The 17,187-nt window shown below is 39.1% G+C and carries 17 protein-coding genes; 8 read left to right on the forward strand and 9 right to left on the reverse strand.

Annotated features, from left to right (window positions below; genetic code table 11):
* Positions 1-86 precede the first annotated feature (86 nt).
* Positions 87-1,448, reverse strand: coding sequence for a glutathione-disulfide reductase (gene gorA / locus ABZP26_RS02265; RefSeq protein WP_016900274.1), 1,362 nt, complete (start codon positions 1,446-1,448; stop codon positions 87-89).
* 252 nt (positions 1,449-1,700) lie between these two features.
* On the opposite strand from gorA, the gene prlC reads away from it, so the two are divergent.
* From prlC to ABZP26_RS02295, 6 genes are all read left to right on the forward strand, one after another.
* Positions 1,701-3,752, forward strand: a complete 2,052-nt coding sequence (prlC, locus tag ABZP26_RS02270; protein WP_368485321.1) for an oligopeptidase A — start codon at positions 1,701-1,703, stop codon at positions 3,750-3,752.
* 162 nt (positions 3,753-3,914) lie between these two features.
* Complete coding sequence (locus tag ABZP26_RS02275) at positions 3,915-5,093, forward strand: response regulator (RefSeq protein ID WP_368485322.1); 1,179 nt, start codon at positions 3,915-3,917, stop codon at positions 5,091-5,093.
* 76 nt (positions 5,094-5,169) lie between these two features.
* Positions 5,170-5,925, forward strand: a complete 756-nt coding sequence (locus tag ABZP26_RS02280) for a class I SAM-dependent methyltransferase (protein ID WP_016900271.1) — start codon at positions 5,170-5,172, stop codon at positions 5,923-5,925.
* Between the two features lie 40 nt (positions 5,926-5,965).
* Entirely contained in the window at positions 5,966-6,580 is a 615-nt protein-coding gene (locus ABZP26_RS02285) for a TniB family NTP-binding protein (RefSeq protein ID WP_273180574.1), read from the forward strand.
* Positions 6,581-6,778: 198 nt separating this feature from the next.
* Complete coding sequence (locus ABZP26_RS02290) at positions 6,779-7,822, forward strand: aldo/keto reductase (protein WP_016900269.1); 1,044 nt, start codon at positions 6,779-6,781, stop codon at positions 7,820-7,822.
* A 10-nt stretch (positions 7,823-7,832) separates the two neighbouring features.
* Positions 7,833-8,246 carry an SRPBCC family protein gene (locus ABZP26_RS02295; protein ID WP_058154126.1) on the forward strand — a complete coding sequence of 138 codons (414 nt, stop codon included), beginning with the start codon at positions 7,833-7,835 and terminating at the stop codon, positions 8,244-8,246.
* 82 nt (positions 8,247-8,328) lie between these two features.
* Here the strand turns inward: ABZP26_RS02295 and ABZP26_RS02300 are convergent, their stop codons facing one another.
* The 4 genes from ABZP26_RS02300 to dkgB (ABZP26_RS02315) all read right to left on the reverse strand — a co-directional run bounded on the left by ABZP26_RS02300 (position 8,329) and on the right by dkgB (ABZP26_RS02315) (position 11,584).
* Positions 8,329-9,198 carry a LysR family transcriptional regulator gene (locus tag ABZP26_RS02300; protein WP_016899538.1) on the reverse strand — a complete coding sequence of 290 codons (870 nt, stop codon included), beginning with the start codon at positions 9,196-9,198 and terminating at the stop codon, positions 8,329-8,331.
* Positions 9,199-9,517: 319 nt separating this feature from the next.
* Positions 9,518-9,844, reverse strand: a complete 327-nt coding sequence (locus ABZP26_RS02305; RefSeq protein WP_016899539.1) for a hypothetical protein — start codon at positions 9,842-9,844, stop codon at positions 9,518-9,520.
* 5 nt (positions 9,845-9,849) lie between these two features.
* The gene (locus tag ABZP26_RS02310) at positions 9,850-10,776 is read right to left on the reverse strand and encodes a cyclase family protein (protein ID WP_016899540.1); all 927 of its coding nucleotides are present in this window, start codon (positions 10,774-10,776) and stop codon (positions 9,850-9,852) included.
* Between the two features lies 1 nt (position 10,777).
* Entirely contained in the window at positions 10,778-11,584 is an 807-nt protein-coding gene (dkgB, locus tag ABZP26_RS02315; RefSeq protein ID WP_029609932.1) for a 2,5-didehydrogluconate reductase DkgB, read from the reverse strand.
* Between the two features lie 110 nt (positions 11,585-11,694).
* Here dkgB (ABZP26_RS02315) and ABZP26_RS02320 point away from each other — a divergent pair, with 110 nt between their 5' ends.
* Entirely contained in the window at positions 11,695-12,594 is a 900-nt protein-coding gene (locus tag ABZP26_RS02320) for a LysR family transcriptional regulator (RefSeq protein ID WP_016899542.1), read from the forward strand.
* Positions 12,536-12,967 carry a DUF3387 domain-containing protein gene (locus ABZP26_RS02325; protein ID WP_257720498.1) on the forward strand — a complete coding sequence of 144 codons (432 nt, stop codon included), beginning with the start codon at positions 12,536-12,538 and terminating at the stop codon, positions 12,965-12,967. The genes ABZP26_RS02320 and ABZP26_RS02325 overlap by 59 nt, the downstream gene beginning before the upstream one ends.
* A gap of 67 nt (positions 12,968-13,034) precedes the next feature.
* Here the strand turns inward: ABZP26_RS02325 and ABZP26_RS02330 are convergent, their stop codons facing one another.
* From ABZP26_RS02330 to ABZP26_RS02345, 4 genes are read right to left on the reverse strand one after another with little or no spacing between them, the layout of a single operon-like run.
* A complete protein-coding gene (locus ABZP26_RS02330) occupies positions 13,035-13,988 on the reverse strand; it encodes an alcohol dehydrogenase catalytic domain-containing protein (protein ID WP_016899544.1) in 954 nt (317 codons plus the stop codon).
* Position 13,989: 1 nt separating this feature from the next.
* A complete protein-coding gene (gene dkgB, locus ABZP26_RS02335) occupies positions 13,990-14,808 on the reverse strand; it encodes a 2,5-didehydrogluconate reductase DkgB (protein ID WP_016899545.1) in 819 nt (272 codons plus the stop codon).
* Between the two features lie 10 nt (positions 14,809-14,818).
* Positions 14,819-15,733: a TIGR03571 family LLM class oxidoreductase gene (locus tag ABZP26_RS02340; protein ID WP_016899546.1), complete on the reverse strand. Its 915-nt coding sequence runs from the start codon at positions 15,731-15,733 to the stop codon at positions 14,819-14,821.
* A gap of 37 nt (positions 15,734-15,770) precedes the next feature.
* The gene (locus ABZP26_RS02345; RefSeq protein WP_029609933.1) at positions 15,771-16,946 is read right to left on the reverse strand and encodes an MFS transporter; all 1,176 of its coding nucleotides are present in this window, start codon (positions 16,944-16,946) and stop codon (positions 15,771-15,773) included.
* Between the last annotated feature and the right edge of the window lie 241 nt (positions 16,947-17,187).

A 17,187-nucleotide genomic window follows, 5' to 3' on the forward strand; every position in this document is an offset into this window, starting at 1 on the left:
TTTACCCCGCGTAAAGTTGGTCATTTAAAATAAAAAAACCTTGCGATGTTAACCGCAAGGTTTTTTTATTTTCTCGAACCTCGAGCTTATCTCATGGTAACAAACTCTTCCGAACCCGTCGGGTGAAGTGCTACAACCGCATCAAAATCGGCTTTAGTCGCGCCCATTTTCATGGCGACAGCAAAGCCCTGAATCATTTCATCAACGGTGAAACCGATACCGTGTAAGCCCACAACTTTTTCATCATCGCCTGCACACACAAGCATCATGTTACATGCTTGGCGATGCTGAGTAACTGCGGTGTACATAGCCGCAAAGCTTGATTTATATACTTTTACATTTTCTTCGCCGTACTGAGAAATCGCCTCTTGTTCAGTTAAGCCAATGGTGCCGATAGGTGGATGGCTAAATACCACGGTTGGTACTAGGCTGTAGTCCATTTTTAAATCGTTCGGCAATTCTTTATTAAATAAACGCTCCGATAGAGTACGACCCGCTTTTACAGCAACTGGTGTAAGCTCAATGCCGCCTTCGATAATATCACCCACAGCGTATACATTCTTAGCCGTGGTATTTTGGTATTCATCTACTTTTACATAGCCGCTTTCGTTTACTTCAACGCCTGCTGCAGCAAGGTTAATTTTATCGGTTGTAGGTGTACGACCAATCGCCCAAATAACCTGATCAACATTTTCGCTGTAACCGTTTTCAAAATGAATAGTTAAGCTGCCATCAGCCTCTTTTACCACCTCTTTTGGCGAACACTCAGTGTGCAGAGTAGGGCCTTCTTTTGCCATAATATCAACCAGTGTGTCGATAATGTATGGGTCAAAGGTGCGCAGCGGCTTGCTCTTACGAACAAATAAATGGGTTTGTGTCCCTAGGCTGTGCAGCACACCTGCAATTTCTACGGCAATGTAACCGGCACCAACAACGGCAACACGCTTAGGTTGTTCGTTCAGCTCAAAAAAGCCGTTTGAATCAATACCGTGTTCAGCACCTGGAATGTTAGGAATAGTAGGGCGTCCGCCTACGGCAACTAAAATGTGATCAGCAGTGTAATGCTCACCATTTACTTCAACGGTTTTACTATCCACAAATTTTGCAAAGCCTTTGATCACAGTTACGCCATTTTTAGCTAAACCATTATCATAGCCTTTGTGAATGCGGCCAATATAGGCTTCACGGCTTTCTACTAGCTTTGACCAGTCAAAGCCATTAACTTCAACATCAAAACCGTAATCAGGAGCATAAAGATTAATTGCTTCAGCAACTTGAGCGCCATGCCACATTACTTTTTTAGGAACACACCCTACATTTACGCAGGTGCCACCCATGTGTTTAGCTTCAATTAATGCTACTTTTGCGCCACGCATTGCTGCACGGTTAGCTGATGCAATACCACCACTACCGCCACCAATTGCAATGTAATCAAAATGCTGAGCCATGTTTAATCCTCTAAATATTAATTTAACTTTTCTGTGCCGATGATAGCATATGCGATGAGCAAGTCACTTGTTCGGGGCTGCTAAAATCTATCAAACATCTTTCATCAAACGAAAGATATGCTATTTCAGATCAAGCTGCTAGGTGATCATTTACAGATACACACTCGTTAACTAGTAAAGCAGGTTTGCCCTTGTATTTACGTATTTTGCCCCAACTTAAATTTTTATATTTTGCATAAACCGAGAATCACTATGACCAATGCACATACTAATCCCCTAATCGGGCTTGAAGGTTTACCGCCTTTTTCAAAAATAAAGCCAGAGCATGTTGTCCCGGCACTAAAAAAAGGTATTGAGCACTGTCGCAGTGCAATTAATGATGTATTAGCAAAGCAATCATACACATGGGAAGATTTAGTATTACCCCTTGAAGAAGCTGACGATAAACTATCGCGATTGTTTTCACCGGTATCGCATTTGAACTCAGTAATGAACAATGATGAACTTCGCGAAGCCTACGAGCAATGTTTACCGCTTATTTCTGAATACTCTACTTTTGTTGGTCAGCACCAAGGTTTGTATGAGGCTTACAACGCACTTTATAACAGTGACGAATTTAAAACACTCACTACTGCCCAGCAAAAAACCATTACTAACGCATTACGTGACTTTAAGCTTTCAGGTATTGCGTTAAATCCTGAGCAACAAAAACGCTACGGTGAAATTAGTGCGCGTTTATCAGAGCTTGCCTCAAAATTTGGTAATAATGTGATGGATGCCACGCTTGCATGGCATAAGCATATTACCGATGAAAGCCAATTGGCTGGTTTACCAGAATCAGCGCTTGCATTAGCGGCCGATACGGCAAAAAGTAAAGACTTAGACGGCTGGGTATTTACCCTAGATTTCCCTTCATATTTGCCGATTATGACCTATGCAGATAATCGTGAACTTCGCAAAGAAACATACACCGCGTTTTCTACCCGTGCATCCGATCAAGGCCCTAATGCGGGAGAGTTTGATAACTCTGCGATCATGAGTGAAGAGATGGCACTGCGTCATGAGTTAGCACAATTACTTGGCTTTAATAACTACGCTGAAAAATCGTTGGCTACAAAAATGGCAGAATCACCCGCGCAGGTATTCTCATTTTTAGAAGACTTAGCCGCTAAGTCTAAACCACAAGCAGAGCAAGAACTTAAAGAGCTGCAACAATATGCAGAGCAAAAGCATGGTATTAGTGAAATGCAGGCGTGGGATTTTGGTTATTACAGTGAAAAACTAAAGCAAGAAAAGTACGCGATTTCAGATGAAGTTCTTCGCCCGTACTTCCCAGCAAATAAAGTGCTCAGTGGCTTATTTGAAACGGTTAATCGCCTATTTGGTATTACTGTAAAAGAAGTCGCTGATTTTGATAGCTACCATAAAGATGTACGCTTTTTTGAAATTTACGATAGCAATAACACTTTACGTGGTCGTTTTTACTTAGATTTGTATGCGCGCGATCACAAGCGTGGTGGTGCGTGGATGGATGACTGTATGGGTCGTAAAGTGCGCGCAAATGGCGAGCTACAAACACCGGTTGCTTACCTAGTCTGTAACTTTAATAAAGCGATTGGCGATAAGCCGGCGTTATTTACCCATAATGAAGTAACCACACTGTTTCATGAGTTTGGTCACGGTATTCATCATATGCTTACCCAAGTAGATGCAGCCCCCGTTGCTGGTATTAATGGGGTAGCGTGGGATGCTGTTGAGTTGCCAAGCCAGTTTTTAGAAAACTGGTGTTACGAGGAAGAAGCGCTTAGCTTTATCTCAGGTCACTTCGAAACCGGTGAGCCACTACCAAAAGAGTTGCTTGATAAACTACTTGCGGCTAAAAATTATAACTCAGGTATGCAAATGTTAAGACAACTTGAGTTCTCGTTATTTGATTTTAAAATCCACCACGATTACGTGGCAGACAAACCATGTAACATTCAAGCTGTGCTTGATGATGTACGCAGTCGTACCTCAGTCATTAAGCCGCCAGCGTTTAATCGTTTTCAGCATGGCTTTAGTCATATTTTTGCGGGCGGTTATAGTGCAGGTTATTACTCGTACAAATGGGCTGAAGTACTTTCGGCAGATGCCTATTCTAAATTTGAAGAAGAGGGGATTTTTAATCCACAAACAGGCCAAGCGTTTATGCAGCACATTCTTGAAAAAGGCGGCAGCGAAGAGCCGATGACATTGTTTAAAAACTTCCGTGGTCGTGAGCCAAGTGTAGACGCACTACTACGCCACAGTGGCATTGCCGCTTAGGGTCTATTGACCTTTGCGGATTAAAATATAATTACAAAAGCGCCCCAATGGCGCTTTTTTATTGCCTAAAACACAGTGTTGTTAAAGAATATTTTGAATAAATTTTAGTAGTTTCAACATAGCGTACTATGCTTTGAACAAAGTACTAAAAGGGACTAACGCATGGCAAAGTTAATACTGGCAATTGATGACGATAAATTAATGCACCATATTATTGAAGAGTCTTTAGCTGGGTTTTGTAAAGTGCTCCATGCCAAAAATGGTGAAGATGGCATAAGACAAGCAAATAAATACAACCCTGATATTATTTTGCTTGATGTTGAAATGCCGGGTATGTCTGGTTATGAGGTCTGCCAAAGTATTAAACAAAATAAAGCCACAACAGACATTCCGGTAATGTTTTTATCATCCAAAGTGGGGCAGGCCGAACGTATTAAAGGGTTTAGTGTTGGCGGGGCTGACTACATTTTAAAGCCTTTTAACGCACAGGAGCTGATGGCACGCATTAAAATTCTTTACCAGTACCGCAAGCAATGCGCAGCACTGCAGTATGATATAGCAAAGGCCAATAAAACAGCTGAAATGGCGATGATTGAAACCGGTGACATGGGACGCATTATGCGCTTTGTTTGTCAAAGCTACCATGCTGATAATTTAGAACTATTAAGTGAATACTTTTTAGGCTTTTTTACGCCATTACATCTCAATGTCGTGGTTGTTTTTTGGCAAAATAACCAGGGAGTGTTTTATAGCCAAGAGACGGGCGTATGCCCATTAGAGCAAGAGCTACTCATGCAGCATAAAAATGCAGAGCGCTTTGTTGATATTGGTCATAGTACTATTATTAATTACCCTAATATTTCACTGTTAATTAAAAATATGCCAATAGATACGCCATCACTGTATGGTCGCTATAAAGATTTATTTCCGCATATTTTAGAAGTAACTAACGAAAAAGTAGTTACTATACAGCAGCACCAATATCGACTAATGCGCGACAATGAGCTCACCCTTGCTTTTAAAGATATTGTTGCCCAGCTTAAAAATCAAAACGCCATGCAAACGAATGCGATTAGCCAGCTTACAGAGCAGCTCGAGCAACTCCAATCGTTAATGCAAACACAAAATGACTTACCAGCTTCGCAGCTCAATGAGCAAATAACTCAGCTTAGCCATACATCACAGCAGCTGGTTGCAATCACGAATGATTTAGCGTTTATTAAGCACCAACTAAAAACAACTACTCAACAGCGTGATGACTTAATTACTCAAACACAACTAAGTAAACAACAAGCGCAGCCAGAATCTGAGAGTGAAAATAACGATATTGAGTTGTTTTAAACTATACACCTTGCGAACTTCGTATATTGCTGCTGTTTGGGTATAATAGCGGTGAAATTTATCATCGGAGTGTGAAGTGGTTATACAGTGTGCGTTTAAAGAGTGTCGACCTTATTTAAATGAGTTAGAAGCACGCTTTGGGCTTGCTCAATGGGCGGAGCAAAGCAGTGGCTTTAGTTTGCATTACGATGATAAAGGGCTAAGCCTATATAAAACTGATGAGCCTAAACTAGGTGCAATCAACGTAGACTTTGTAACTGGTGCCGTTGCACATAGGCGTAAATTTGGTGGTGGTAAAGGGCAATCAATTGCTAAAGCAGTTGGTCTTAATAAGGGCGCAACGCCAGTGGTACTCGATGCAACCGCAGGGCTTGGACGTGATGGTTTTGTTTTAGCTTCGCTAGGCTGTAAAGTGATTTTGCATGAGCGCCACCCCGTGGTTGCCGCACTGTTATATGACGGTTTACAACGTGCTTATAACGATAGTGAAATTGGCCTATGGATGCAGCAAAATATGAGCTTAATATTTGGCTCAAGCCACACCTTACTTACTCAATGTGACAGCATGCCAGATGTGGTGTATTTAGATCCAATGTTTCCGCACCGTGAAAAATCAGCATTGGTTAAAAAAGAAATGCGCGTATTCCAAGAATTAGTAGGTGGCGATACCGACGCCGATGATTTACTCGAGTTTGCCTACCCCCTTGCCAGCAAACGTGTTGTAGTTAAACGCCCCGATTATGCGCCATTTTTAAATGATAAAACTCCAAGCATGCAAATCAAAACTAAAAAGAACCGCTTTGATGTATATGTAAAAGCCGCGATGGTTTAGGTCAAAGGTTAAAGTGTCGCTGCAACCATAGTTTGACATAATTAAAGCTCAAGTAGAGCTACTCATCATTAATGAGTTTCAGGAGTTAATAGAGTTTAAAAGCGTACAAGAACGACAACAAATTGCAAATGGGTTAAAGTTTATTAGTGAAGAAGCCAAAGTGCCAATAGTACTGGTTGGTATGCCTTGGGCTGCAAAAATAGCTGAAGAACCTCAATGGGCTTCTCGCTTAGTTAGAAAAAGAAAACTTGAATACTTTAGCCTAAAAAATGACAGCAAGTACTTTCGCCAATATTTGATGGGGTTAGCTAAGAAAATGCCATTTGATGTACCTCCTAAGCTTGAAAGTAAAAATACCACAATAGCGTTGTTTGCTGCATGTCGAGGTGAGAATCGAGCTCTTAAACATCTACTGTTGGAGGCTTTAAAATTAGCACTAAGTTGTAATGAGTATCTTGAAAATAAACATTTTATTACTGCTTATGACAAGTTTGATTTTTTTAATGATAAGGAAAAACTAAAATCAAAAAATCCTTTTAAACAAGACATTAAAGATATTGAAATTTATGGGGTAATCAAAAGCTCATCATACAACCCAAATGCATTAGATCCTGAACATATGCTCACAGGTCGAAAGTTCGAAATAGTAAAATAAACTGTATAACCTAAGTTCTGGTTAGGTGGAATAAAAGAGCAAGTCTTAATTTACACTATCTACGGTAAATAGGGATCCTACAAAATATATTAGTCCGTCGTCTGATCATCTCTACTTTCCTATGGACCCTATTTAATTAATGCAAGTAAGGACTCAACTAGCGCCAATTAAGTCTTAGACACCAAATTGGGGAGCTGTATGATCGCCTTACTTCTTAGTAATAAATTAGGTTTAAGTATGAAAAGTAAATTGTTAGAAAATCAAAAGTTAGGTTTTGGAACTGCTCCTTTAGGCAATATGTTTAGAAATATACCGGAGGAAGAGGCATTAGCCACTATAACAGAAGCTTGGAATCAGGGTATCCGTTATTTCGATACAGCACCATTTTATGGCGCTGGTTTAGCAGAAATAAGATTGGGACAAGTGCTTAAAAACTATAATCGTGATGAATATACATTAAGTTCAAAGGTTGGTCGTATTATCCTCGATGAGGAGGTTGAGTCTCAAGAGTTCGGTGAAAAAGGCGCTTTATTTGAGCATGGAAGGAAGAATAGAGTTGTTAATGATTATACTGCTAGTGCAACTTTAAGATCTATTGAAGATAGCTTAAAACGATTAGACACAGATAGCTTAGATATTGTCTATGTACATGATATTGCACAAGACTTTTATGGCGACAATTGGTTAGCTAAATTTGAAGAGGCCAGAAATGGGGCATTTAAAGTATTAGCTGATTTAAAAAAAGAAGGTGTTATTAAATCTTGGGGTTTAGGTGTAAATAAAGTTGAACCAATTGAACTTGCTTTAAATCTTGAAGAAGATAAACCTGATGCATTTTTACTAGCAGGAAGGTATACACTGTTAGATCATGAATTGGCACTACAACGTCTGATGCCTAAAGCCGCAGCACAAAAAGTTGATATTATTGTCGGAGGTCCATATAGCTCCGGCATTTTAGCAGGGGGGTCTAATTTCGAATATCAAAAAGCTCCTACTCATATTGTTAACAAAGTAGCTAAAATAAAAGCAGTTTGCGAGAAATTTTCGGTCAGTATTAAAGCTGTAGCACTCCAGTTTGTATTAGCCAATGATGCGGTTAGCTCAGTTATTCCTGGTGCAAGTAAACCTTCTAGAATTGCTGAAGATATCTCAGCCTTAGAAGAAAAAGTGCCTCATGAACTATGGCTTGAATTAAAGCGTGAGGGTGTTATTTCTGAACTCGCTCCAACACCAACTAAGTAGGGAAAACGACATGCTAAAAGCTCAAGCTCAAACTGTAATAATAGCTCCCTCTAACGATGTATGGGAGCTAATTGGTGGATTTAATAGCCTGCCAGATTGGTTACCGTTCATTCGGGAAAGTAAGCTTTCTGAAGGTGGTAGAGTTCGAACATTGCAAAGCCATAAAGGTGATAAAATCATTGAAAGGTTAGAAGGCTTTAGCGAAGATAAAACGTTTTACAGCTATTCAATTATTAACGCGCCATTTCCAGTGAGTAGCTACCTTTCAACTATAAGTGTAAAAGCTATAGATGATAAAAGCTGCCAAGTAACGTGGTTTGGTTCATTCATGGCTGACGACAGCGTAAAAGATTCTGATGTGATTGAACTGTTTACTACTATATATTCAGACGGTCTAAAGGAGTTAAGCAATAATTTCGTCTAAGAAATCACTAACCCCAGTACATTCATCTTGTATTGGGGTTTTTAATGTTTCAATAGTTGAAGGCTAAGGTTGTACGGTATAGCTAACTCATTAGTTGCTCTCTAAATTCTCTTACTATCGGTCTCAGTATTTCAGCATGCCAAGCGACCCATAGAGTAATAGAGAAATTTAGTGCATTGAGTTTAATAGTTACTACATTCTTTGGTAGTTGTTGTTTCAAGCTCTCCTGAATCATTGTAATCCCATTGCCAGCAGCAACCAAGCCAAGGGCACTGACAGGATCATCTACTTCGATCAAGATATTAGGAGAAAACCCTTTCTTAGCGCACTCATTGATAAAGCCTTTTTTGTACGGACCTTTTACTGTCAGCCAAAGCTCCTCGCTTAGATCTACCTCGGTAATAGTTTCTTTTTTGGTAAAATGATGGTCGTCAGCAACAACAAGTACCATTGGATCTTCATAAATTTTTGAAAATTTAATAGTGGTATGTTTTTCTAACAGCTCATCTACAATTGCAATATCAAGACTTCTTTGAATCAACCCTTCGAATTGCTTGTCACTTTTCAAGTGGTATAAAGCTGTATGAATTTTCGGTTTCGTTTTTCTTAACTCTCGAAGCTTAGACGGCAATATATTTGAGAACATTGCGCTATTAACGTACCCGATACATAGTCCACCCTCTTCACCTTTTCCCAACCGTTTTCCTAGTGACTCTAAACGAGTAGCATGTGTTAAAAGAGCTTTTGCCTCTTTAAGGAAAGTATGTCCGTCTGTTGTCAGAATTATTCGCTTTGCTTTTCTTTCGAATAATATTAAGCCAAGTCTATCTTCTAATTGAGATATTTGTCTGCTTAATGGGGACTGAGATATGAACAGCACTTCTGCGGCTTTGCCGACATGTTCTAATTCTGCCACAGTTATAAAATAATGAAGTTGCTTTAGATCTAGCATTGTAATGGCACCGTTTAATATAGAATTTAGCTTTTATAGCTACTGGTACGCTAGCACGTATACTTTTAACTACATATCTCAAATTTAAGATAGAGATTCCTTAAAGAAAATAATTGTCATTGTTTTTAATCTAGCCATAGTTAGCAATTGATGACATACATTTTAGGGTTAAAAGTTTAATGAATGGAAGCTATAGCTAGCCATCTAGGTTAAAGTAAATATAAAAAATATTAATAAACAGCCACATCAATAGATGTGGCTGTTTATTTAGCTTCGGTAAAATCATAGTATCTAAATAGAATATGTGTCCTTATCGAGCTTAGCTCGATAAGCCATTATCTTTCACTACGAGTGTACCTTTAAGCCTATAAAACTCATTATTAGCCGTTGAGAAAAAAGTCATTGATGTACCCTTTTTAAAGTCATCTAAATGAACCACTGTGGCTCCCGAATCTTCTTGCCACGAGATTAAATATACGCCTTCAGATACCTCGTTCCACTCACATGAAGATTTTCCCTTTGAGCCCTTACCTGGTCCTTCAATAATCTCATATTCAACTTGAGAGGCATCAGTATTATATTTATTTGTAGCAACTAAACCGTCATATGAGACAGTAACGAACTTTTCTGCAAAGAATTTTGACATATATTTCACCTTATAGCGATTGGGTTTATATTAACTTGGGTCGATCCTTTATATAGAGGATGACCAAGTACGAATAAAAATTCGAAAATACCGTCTTTTAGTAGCTCTCTTGTATCTATCAATTCAAGGTTATAAATCCCTTTCTTAGCTAACATGAACTGATTGACAGGAAATTCTAGCCCCTTAGGGTTAGGGTAAACCTCAGAAGCCCAAGTATCACCACCAAACGCTACAATCTTCTTATTAGCTAGCCAAGCAGCTGCTTCCATATCGATACCAGGCTCAGTCTCTAAAAATTTTTTATTATCTTTGCCAATAAGGTTTAACCATCCGGTATTAAATAAAACAACATCGCCTTCATTGATAGTTATCTTCTGCTTGGCTAGTACCGCTTTAATATCTTTAACTGTAATGACAGTACCTCCATCAACCACCGGGGTATTAAAGTGAGATGTCATATCTAAAACGACTCCTCGCGTTACTATAGGTGGTACTTTTTCTATACCTAATTTAGTTACACCTTCAACAGTGACAAAATCTTCAGCTTTATTACCATTATAGTAAACATTATCAATACCTATATGGCCAATACCGTTTAGCTGAGTCCCAATTCCAGTCCATCCATTTACAAGCTCATCATTAAATGTAAATTTATTTACACCCAATGTTTTACCTGCTTGACCTTCAGGTTGTACATTGTAAAGATTGAAAGATCTATGTCTAAAAGCGGGTAAATCTTTACTAACGGGAACAGCTAAAGAGTAAACTTTACCAGTGCTAACGAGATCTACCGCTTGCTTTACTAAACTTGAAGTTAATAAATTAGCAGCTCCAATTTCATCGTTCTGGCCAAATTCTGAGGAAGTCCAATCATTAGCCAAAGCATTAAAACTGACTAAAATTGATAATGAAAGAGTTTTAATTTTTTGCATCTTATATATCCCACTCTGGTGCTAGCCCTTCTGGGTTAACTAGTCGGCCATCTCTTTCCAAGTTATCAATGAGCTGAACCGTTTTCTCATCCAAAACAATTTTCAGCGCCTGCAAGTTACTCGCTAAATTCTCTCGTTTTGTGGAAGATGGAATAACGGCATAACCCTTATGTAATGCCCAAGCTAATGTAAGCTGAGCGGGGGTGATTTGTAACTCTGATGCTAAGTCATTAATAGTAGAGTCATTTAATACACTGCCATATGCCAGTGTCATGTATGAAGTAACCTTTATACCTAAAGTTTTCATATGATCTACGAGCTTATTATTCTGTAAGTAAGGGCTTAGTTCTATTTGGTTTGTAGCAATATTTTCTGCGCCCAAAATATCAACAGCTTTATCGATAAGTTCAATAGTAAAATTTGATACGCCAATTTCTTTTGTTAATCCTAAACGTTTAGCTTCAGCTAAGGCTAAGAGGTACTCTTCAATTGCAACGTTGCTTGTAGGTGCTGGCCAATGAATAAGAACAAGATCCAGATATTCAACCCCGAGTTTTGTAATGCTCTCTTTGACACTTTGAATCAGCTTATCTCTTTCGTAATTGTCTACCCACACTTTAGTAGTTATATATAAGTCACTCCTATTTATATCTGCACGTTTTAGTGCTTTACCAATATCACTTTCATTCTGATATATTTGGGCGGTGTCAATAGCCCTGTAGCCAAGCTCTATCGCATTGCTTACTGATTCAATAACAACATCACCTGTTAACCTAAATGTACCCACTCCGAAAGATGGTACTGCCATAATCATTACCTCGTATAGTTATTTAGTATAAATAAGACATACATATTAGCTGGTAATTTTATTTACATTAAGGCACAGTAAGTAAAATTATATTTGAATTATTATCAACAATGAAAGCTACTTTAGACGAATTAAATACCTTTGTTGCGGTAATTGATTGTGGAACCATTAGTCACGCCGCTGATAAGTTAGACTTAACAGTTTCTGCAGTAAGCCGGAGTTTATCTAGGCTTGAAGAAAAGTTAGGTACAACATTGATAAGTAGAACAACACGCAAAATGGAGCTAACGATTGAAGGACAAGCCTATCTAGAAAAAGTTAGAAAAATCCTCGATGATATCAATGAGGCTGAAGAAATGTTGGCTTTAAAAAAAGGGATGCCTTCAGGTAGGTTACGTGTAGATGCAGCAACACCATTTATGCTAAATGTTATCGCACCTCTAATTAAAGAGTTCGTTCACAAATATCCCCACATACAATTAGAGCTCAACAATAATGATCAAGTAATAGATCTTTTAGAAAAGCGCACTGATGTCGCAATTCGTATTGGTGAGTTACAAGATTCGACACTGCACGCTGCGCTTATAGCCAAAAGTCAAATACGCATTTTAGCAAGCCCAAATTACCTTAGCCGGCATGGTGTACCAACCTCAATCCAGGATTTAAAAAACCATTCTCTAATTGGTTTCAGCAATCTAGAAAAATTAAACTACTGGCCTATATTAGATTCCGAAAAAAAGCTATTTCATGTGAACACTAATATAAAAGCCTCAAGCGGAGAAACAGTAAAAAAACTTGCACTAGATGGAGTTGGTATTGCTTGTTTGTCAGATTTTATGACAGCAACAGAAAGACAAAACTCAGAATTAGTTCAACTTTTTGCTGATGTGACAATTGAGTCTATGCAATCAATTAACGCTGTATATTACAAGAATTCCGTAGTGTCTAGTCGTGTTAGCTCTTTCATTAACTTTCTTAAAGAGAGGCTTAATACTCAGTTGTTTTTGTAAAGCAGCTTTAAACTTAATAGAAAGCATGGTTGATATGATTTACAGCGTACGCGACGAAATGAACGCCGGCGATGAGCTAGGTATTGATATTGAAGAAAAAGGCTTTTACGACGCCCTAAAAATGTTAGCGGTTAAGTACGACTTTGACTACCCCGAAGATAAGCTCATTGAGCTTGCCCAAGCGGTAAAAGTAATTGTAGACGACAAGGTAAAATTTGTAGATTGGAACCACCGCGACGATATTAAATCAGCTTTAAAAGTAGAGCTGATTTTAATACTCGCTAAATTTAAATACCCACCAATGAGCCGCGATGAAGTGTACAAAGAAATATTTGAGCAAGCGCAAAATGTGAAAGCGAATAAAAAAGTTTAAATTACTAGGCTTAGTTTGGATGTGATTTATGGAGTTCGCGATTTAAAGCGAGCTCCATAAACAAGCGTTATAACGCACTTTGGCTAACTACGGTTTTAGCGTTTGATTGTTCACTAAAAATAAGTGCCTCATTAAGTTTTTCAAATGGAAATACTTTCGGTGTATCAGTGATTAGGCCTTGGTTATCTAACTGGTTTATTAATGCCTCACCCTCTTTTATGAGTTCAGCCCAGTCTTGCTCATCGCCATAGTTGTGCAACGCGCCAAGAGCAACTTCATGATAAGAGATTGAGTTGGTAAATGCAGGAAACAGCGGTTCCTCAATTCTATCCTGAATACAGACTAAGTGGCCGTTAGCTTTAAGGTAGCATGCAAGTTTAGTAGCACTTTGTTGGCCTTTAGCATCAAATACGGCGTGGTATTGTTGCTGGCATTGGCTTTGCTCCCTTAGTACTTTATTTACACCAAGTGATAAGGCCTCTGTTTTATTCGCACTTGGGCTGAGTAAATCGATTTTAACGCCATTTTTATGAAGCAGCTGTATAAGGATTTTGGTGACTGCACCAAAACCAGAGACCAACACCTTTTTATTTTGCATGCTTGGCAATTTATTAAATGCCTGTATTGCAGTGAGCATGGGGCACGGTAAGCTTGCAGCTTTAGATAAAGAAAAGCTTTGCGGGAGTCTCATTACTCGTTGAAATTTTAACACTGTGTATGTTGCAAAACTGCCAGGTAAAAGCAGCGATTGATGATAACAAACCGAGCTGCCTATAAACTCTTTAGGTACGCTTGCGCCTGTTTCAATAACAATTCCAGCGCCATCCACACCGGGTGTAAAACCGGGCGGCCAAGCTAGTGGATTGGCTTTTATAAATTTCCAATCAACAGGGTTTATACCCATTGCTTTATTTAAAACAACAATTTCATTTTCGTTTATGTTTAAAGGTGGCGCAATTGAAGATAGAAGCAGGGGTGAGCCTGCCTCTTCAAACTGCCACGCTAAATCGCAGCTGTTCATTTTAGTTATCCCACTGTGGAGAAAAGTCAGGTGATGCTTGGCGATCGTTTTTATTTAATTGATCAATTGCGGTTATTTCTTTAGCACTAAGTGTTAAATCAGGGCCAGCTAAATTTGTAATCAGATTACTTCTTTTAGTTGATGAAGGAATCGTTGTTAATCCATTCGCAAGTGCCCACGCAATAACAACCTCAGAAGGCGCCTTATTATGACTATTGGCAATCTCAATAATGGTTTTATCTTTGAGAACTTTACCAACAGCAAATGGCATATAACCTGTCACATGAATGTTATTTTCACTGCAAAATCCGCGTAATGACTCGTTTGTTAAGTAAGGGTGTACTTCTACTTGGTTAGTAAAAATTTCACCGTTAGGCAAAATAGTCATAGCCTGTTTAAGCAAATCAATAGTGAAATTTGATACGCCAATATTTTTAGCAAGGCCTAGCTCTTTAGCTTTAACTAGCTCACCTAAATATTCTTCCATCGGTTCATCGTTCTCTGGAGATGGCCAGTGTATCAATAACAAATCTACATAATCAGTTTGCAGTTTACTTAGGCTTTCTTTAACACTATCAATGAATGATGCTTTGTTTAAGTTAGCATTCCATACTTTTGTAGTAATAAAAATATCGGCTCTAGGTATGCCGCTGTCGCTAATAGCTTGGCCTACTTGCGCTTCGTTGCCATAAATTTGTGCAGTATCTATATGCTTATACCCAACTTCTAACGCCATTTTTACAGAGTTGTAAGCCACTTCGTCTTCTAAGCGAAAAGTACCCATACCTAATTTTGGCATAGTGTTTAAATTTATGTTCATTAGTTATCCTTTATTTATGAAAAACGGGTAAGACATTTTTTGCTATGTCTTCCATGCTTTGTTCGATATTTATTTCATTGCGTCTAAAATGAAGGCCAATATGATCTACGCCAGCAGCCTTCATGCTGTTTAGCTCTTTTATTAAGCCATTGACTCCGGTTCTAACCCCAAAGTGGTGTCTCTCAATGGGTGCGTCTGGGTTGTCTACAAAATCTAAATGAATAAAGCTTACATAAGGTTTGTCACCTGCAACGCTTCGCCATAGAGCTACACGTTTTACATGATCGTCAGGTGTACCTGGATACGCTAACCATCCATCGAGGTTTTCACCTATAAATTGCGGCGATTGTTGTGCAAGGCCTGCGGCGTAAATAGGGTATTGCGCTACTTGAGGGTATATTTTTTGCCCTGGTTGTAATTTAGAGTCAGACTCATCCCTTAACACCTCAATAGCTTCTCTAAAAAGCTGGCCACGAGCGGCGTAATCAACATTAAATAAAGGATATTCTGAGGGTCTATCACCACTTGCTACACCTAAAATTAAGCGGTTGTTGCTTAGCTCAGCCATTGTGTTCGCTGATTTTTTCACAAGCCAAGGCTGTCTTAATGGCAGAACAATAGCCGCAGTACCTAGTAAAATATTGTTTGTAATACCCGCTAGGTAGCCTAAGTATGTAAACGCTTCAAATACTTGTGCAGCATCGCCAAAGTTAGGGTCGTACAGTGGCACGTCTCTTACCCATGCAGTACTAAAGCCAAGCTCATCGGCTAATATAATGCGCTCTTTATGCTGTGACATATCAGGCACACCAAAAGGCTTGCCTTCTTTAATTCGTTTTTGTTGGCCATCTCTTGACCAGTCATTGTCTAGTGGCAGTTCAACACCAATTGAAAAGCCCAAGTTTTTTAATTTATCAATAGTCATAATCAGCCTCTTTCGAAGAAAAAATTCGGGATTAAATTTAAATAGCTTTCACTTGTTCGCGTGAATCTAGAAAACCCGATAGTCGTGTTAATACAATGGCAAATATAACAATTGATGCGCCCACCCAAGGGGTGTCCATTAACTCCATGTCTTCTACAACAACACCGCCAATGATTGAGCCAATTGCAATACCGACATTAAAGGCCGCTATATTTAAACCTGATGCAACATCTACAGCATTAGGCGTATGTTTTTGTGCTAGCTGCACAACATAGACTTGCAGACCTGGTACGTTACCAAAAGCGAAGGCGCCCCAGATAAGTAGTGTTAAAACAGCGCCAATTTGATTACCAGCTGTAAATGTAAATACAAAAAGAATGATAGCGAGTGCGCTAAAAATACCTGTTAACGCTTTTACTGGCCCCATGCTGTCAGCTAGTTTTCCACCCCAAATATTGCCTATTGCTACTGAAACTCCATAAACAAGCATAATTAAGCCAATTGAACTGGATTCGAAACCAGAAACCTGCTCTAAAATTGGGGCTAAATAGGTAAAGGCCACAAACGTGCCGCCATAGCCGACAGCTGTAATGGCGTACACTAAAAGTAATCTAGGCTGTGTTAGTACTTTTAGTTGCTCTGAAATTTTTGCGGGTACCGCTTTTTTTAAGTTTGATGGTACAAGTATTGCGCTACCAATGAGTGCGATTAAGCCCAATATAGAAACGATTAAAAATGTTGCTCTCCAGCCCAGCTCTTGCCCAATCCACGTACCTAAAGGTACACCTGTCACTAAGGCTACGGTTAAGCCCGTAAACATGATTGCGATTGCGCTGGCTTCTTTTTCTTTAGCAACTAAGCTCGTTGCAATGGTTGAACCAATAGAGAAAAACACGCCATGAGCCAACCCTGTTAGGATCCGGGCCACGATCAAGGTTTCATAACTTGGGGCTTGCCAAGCAAGTAGGTTTCCTGCGACAAATAAAGCCATTAAAACCAATAAAACAGATTTACGATTCCAACGACCGGTTAATGCTGTTAGCACTGGCGCACCAATAGCTACACCGAGTGCGTATAAGCTGACTAATAAGCCTGCTGATGGTAGTGAAACACCCAAGTCTGCTGCAATAGTTGGTACTAAGCCAACAATTACAAACTCAGTTGTTCCTATAGCGAATGCGCTGAGTGTAAGCGCCAATAATGCTAAAGGCATTTGTAGTTCCTCAATAATTAATGTGGGGTAATTTTCATCTAATTTAAGGAGAAGAAACACAGCGTATTTCTCAAAACAATTTTGTTAAAAATGCAAAAGTAAAAATGTTGGCTTGTTATTTTCAATAAAATAAGGGGCCCAGTAGTAGGTTTAATAAAGCTGTTAAAACGGCAGGTTTTATGCGGGTTCAGAGTATGGGGTATTGGCTAGTATAAATGGGGGAGGGAAGCCACAAAAAAAC

Source organism: Pseudoalteromonas sp. SD03, assembly GCF_040937955.1.
GTDB lineage: Bacteria > Pseudomonadota > Gammaproteobacteria > Enterobacterales > Alteromonadaceae > Pseudoalteromonas > Pseudoalteromonas tetraodonis.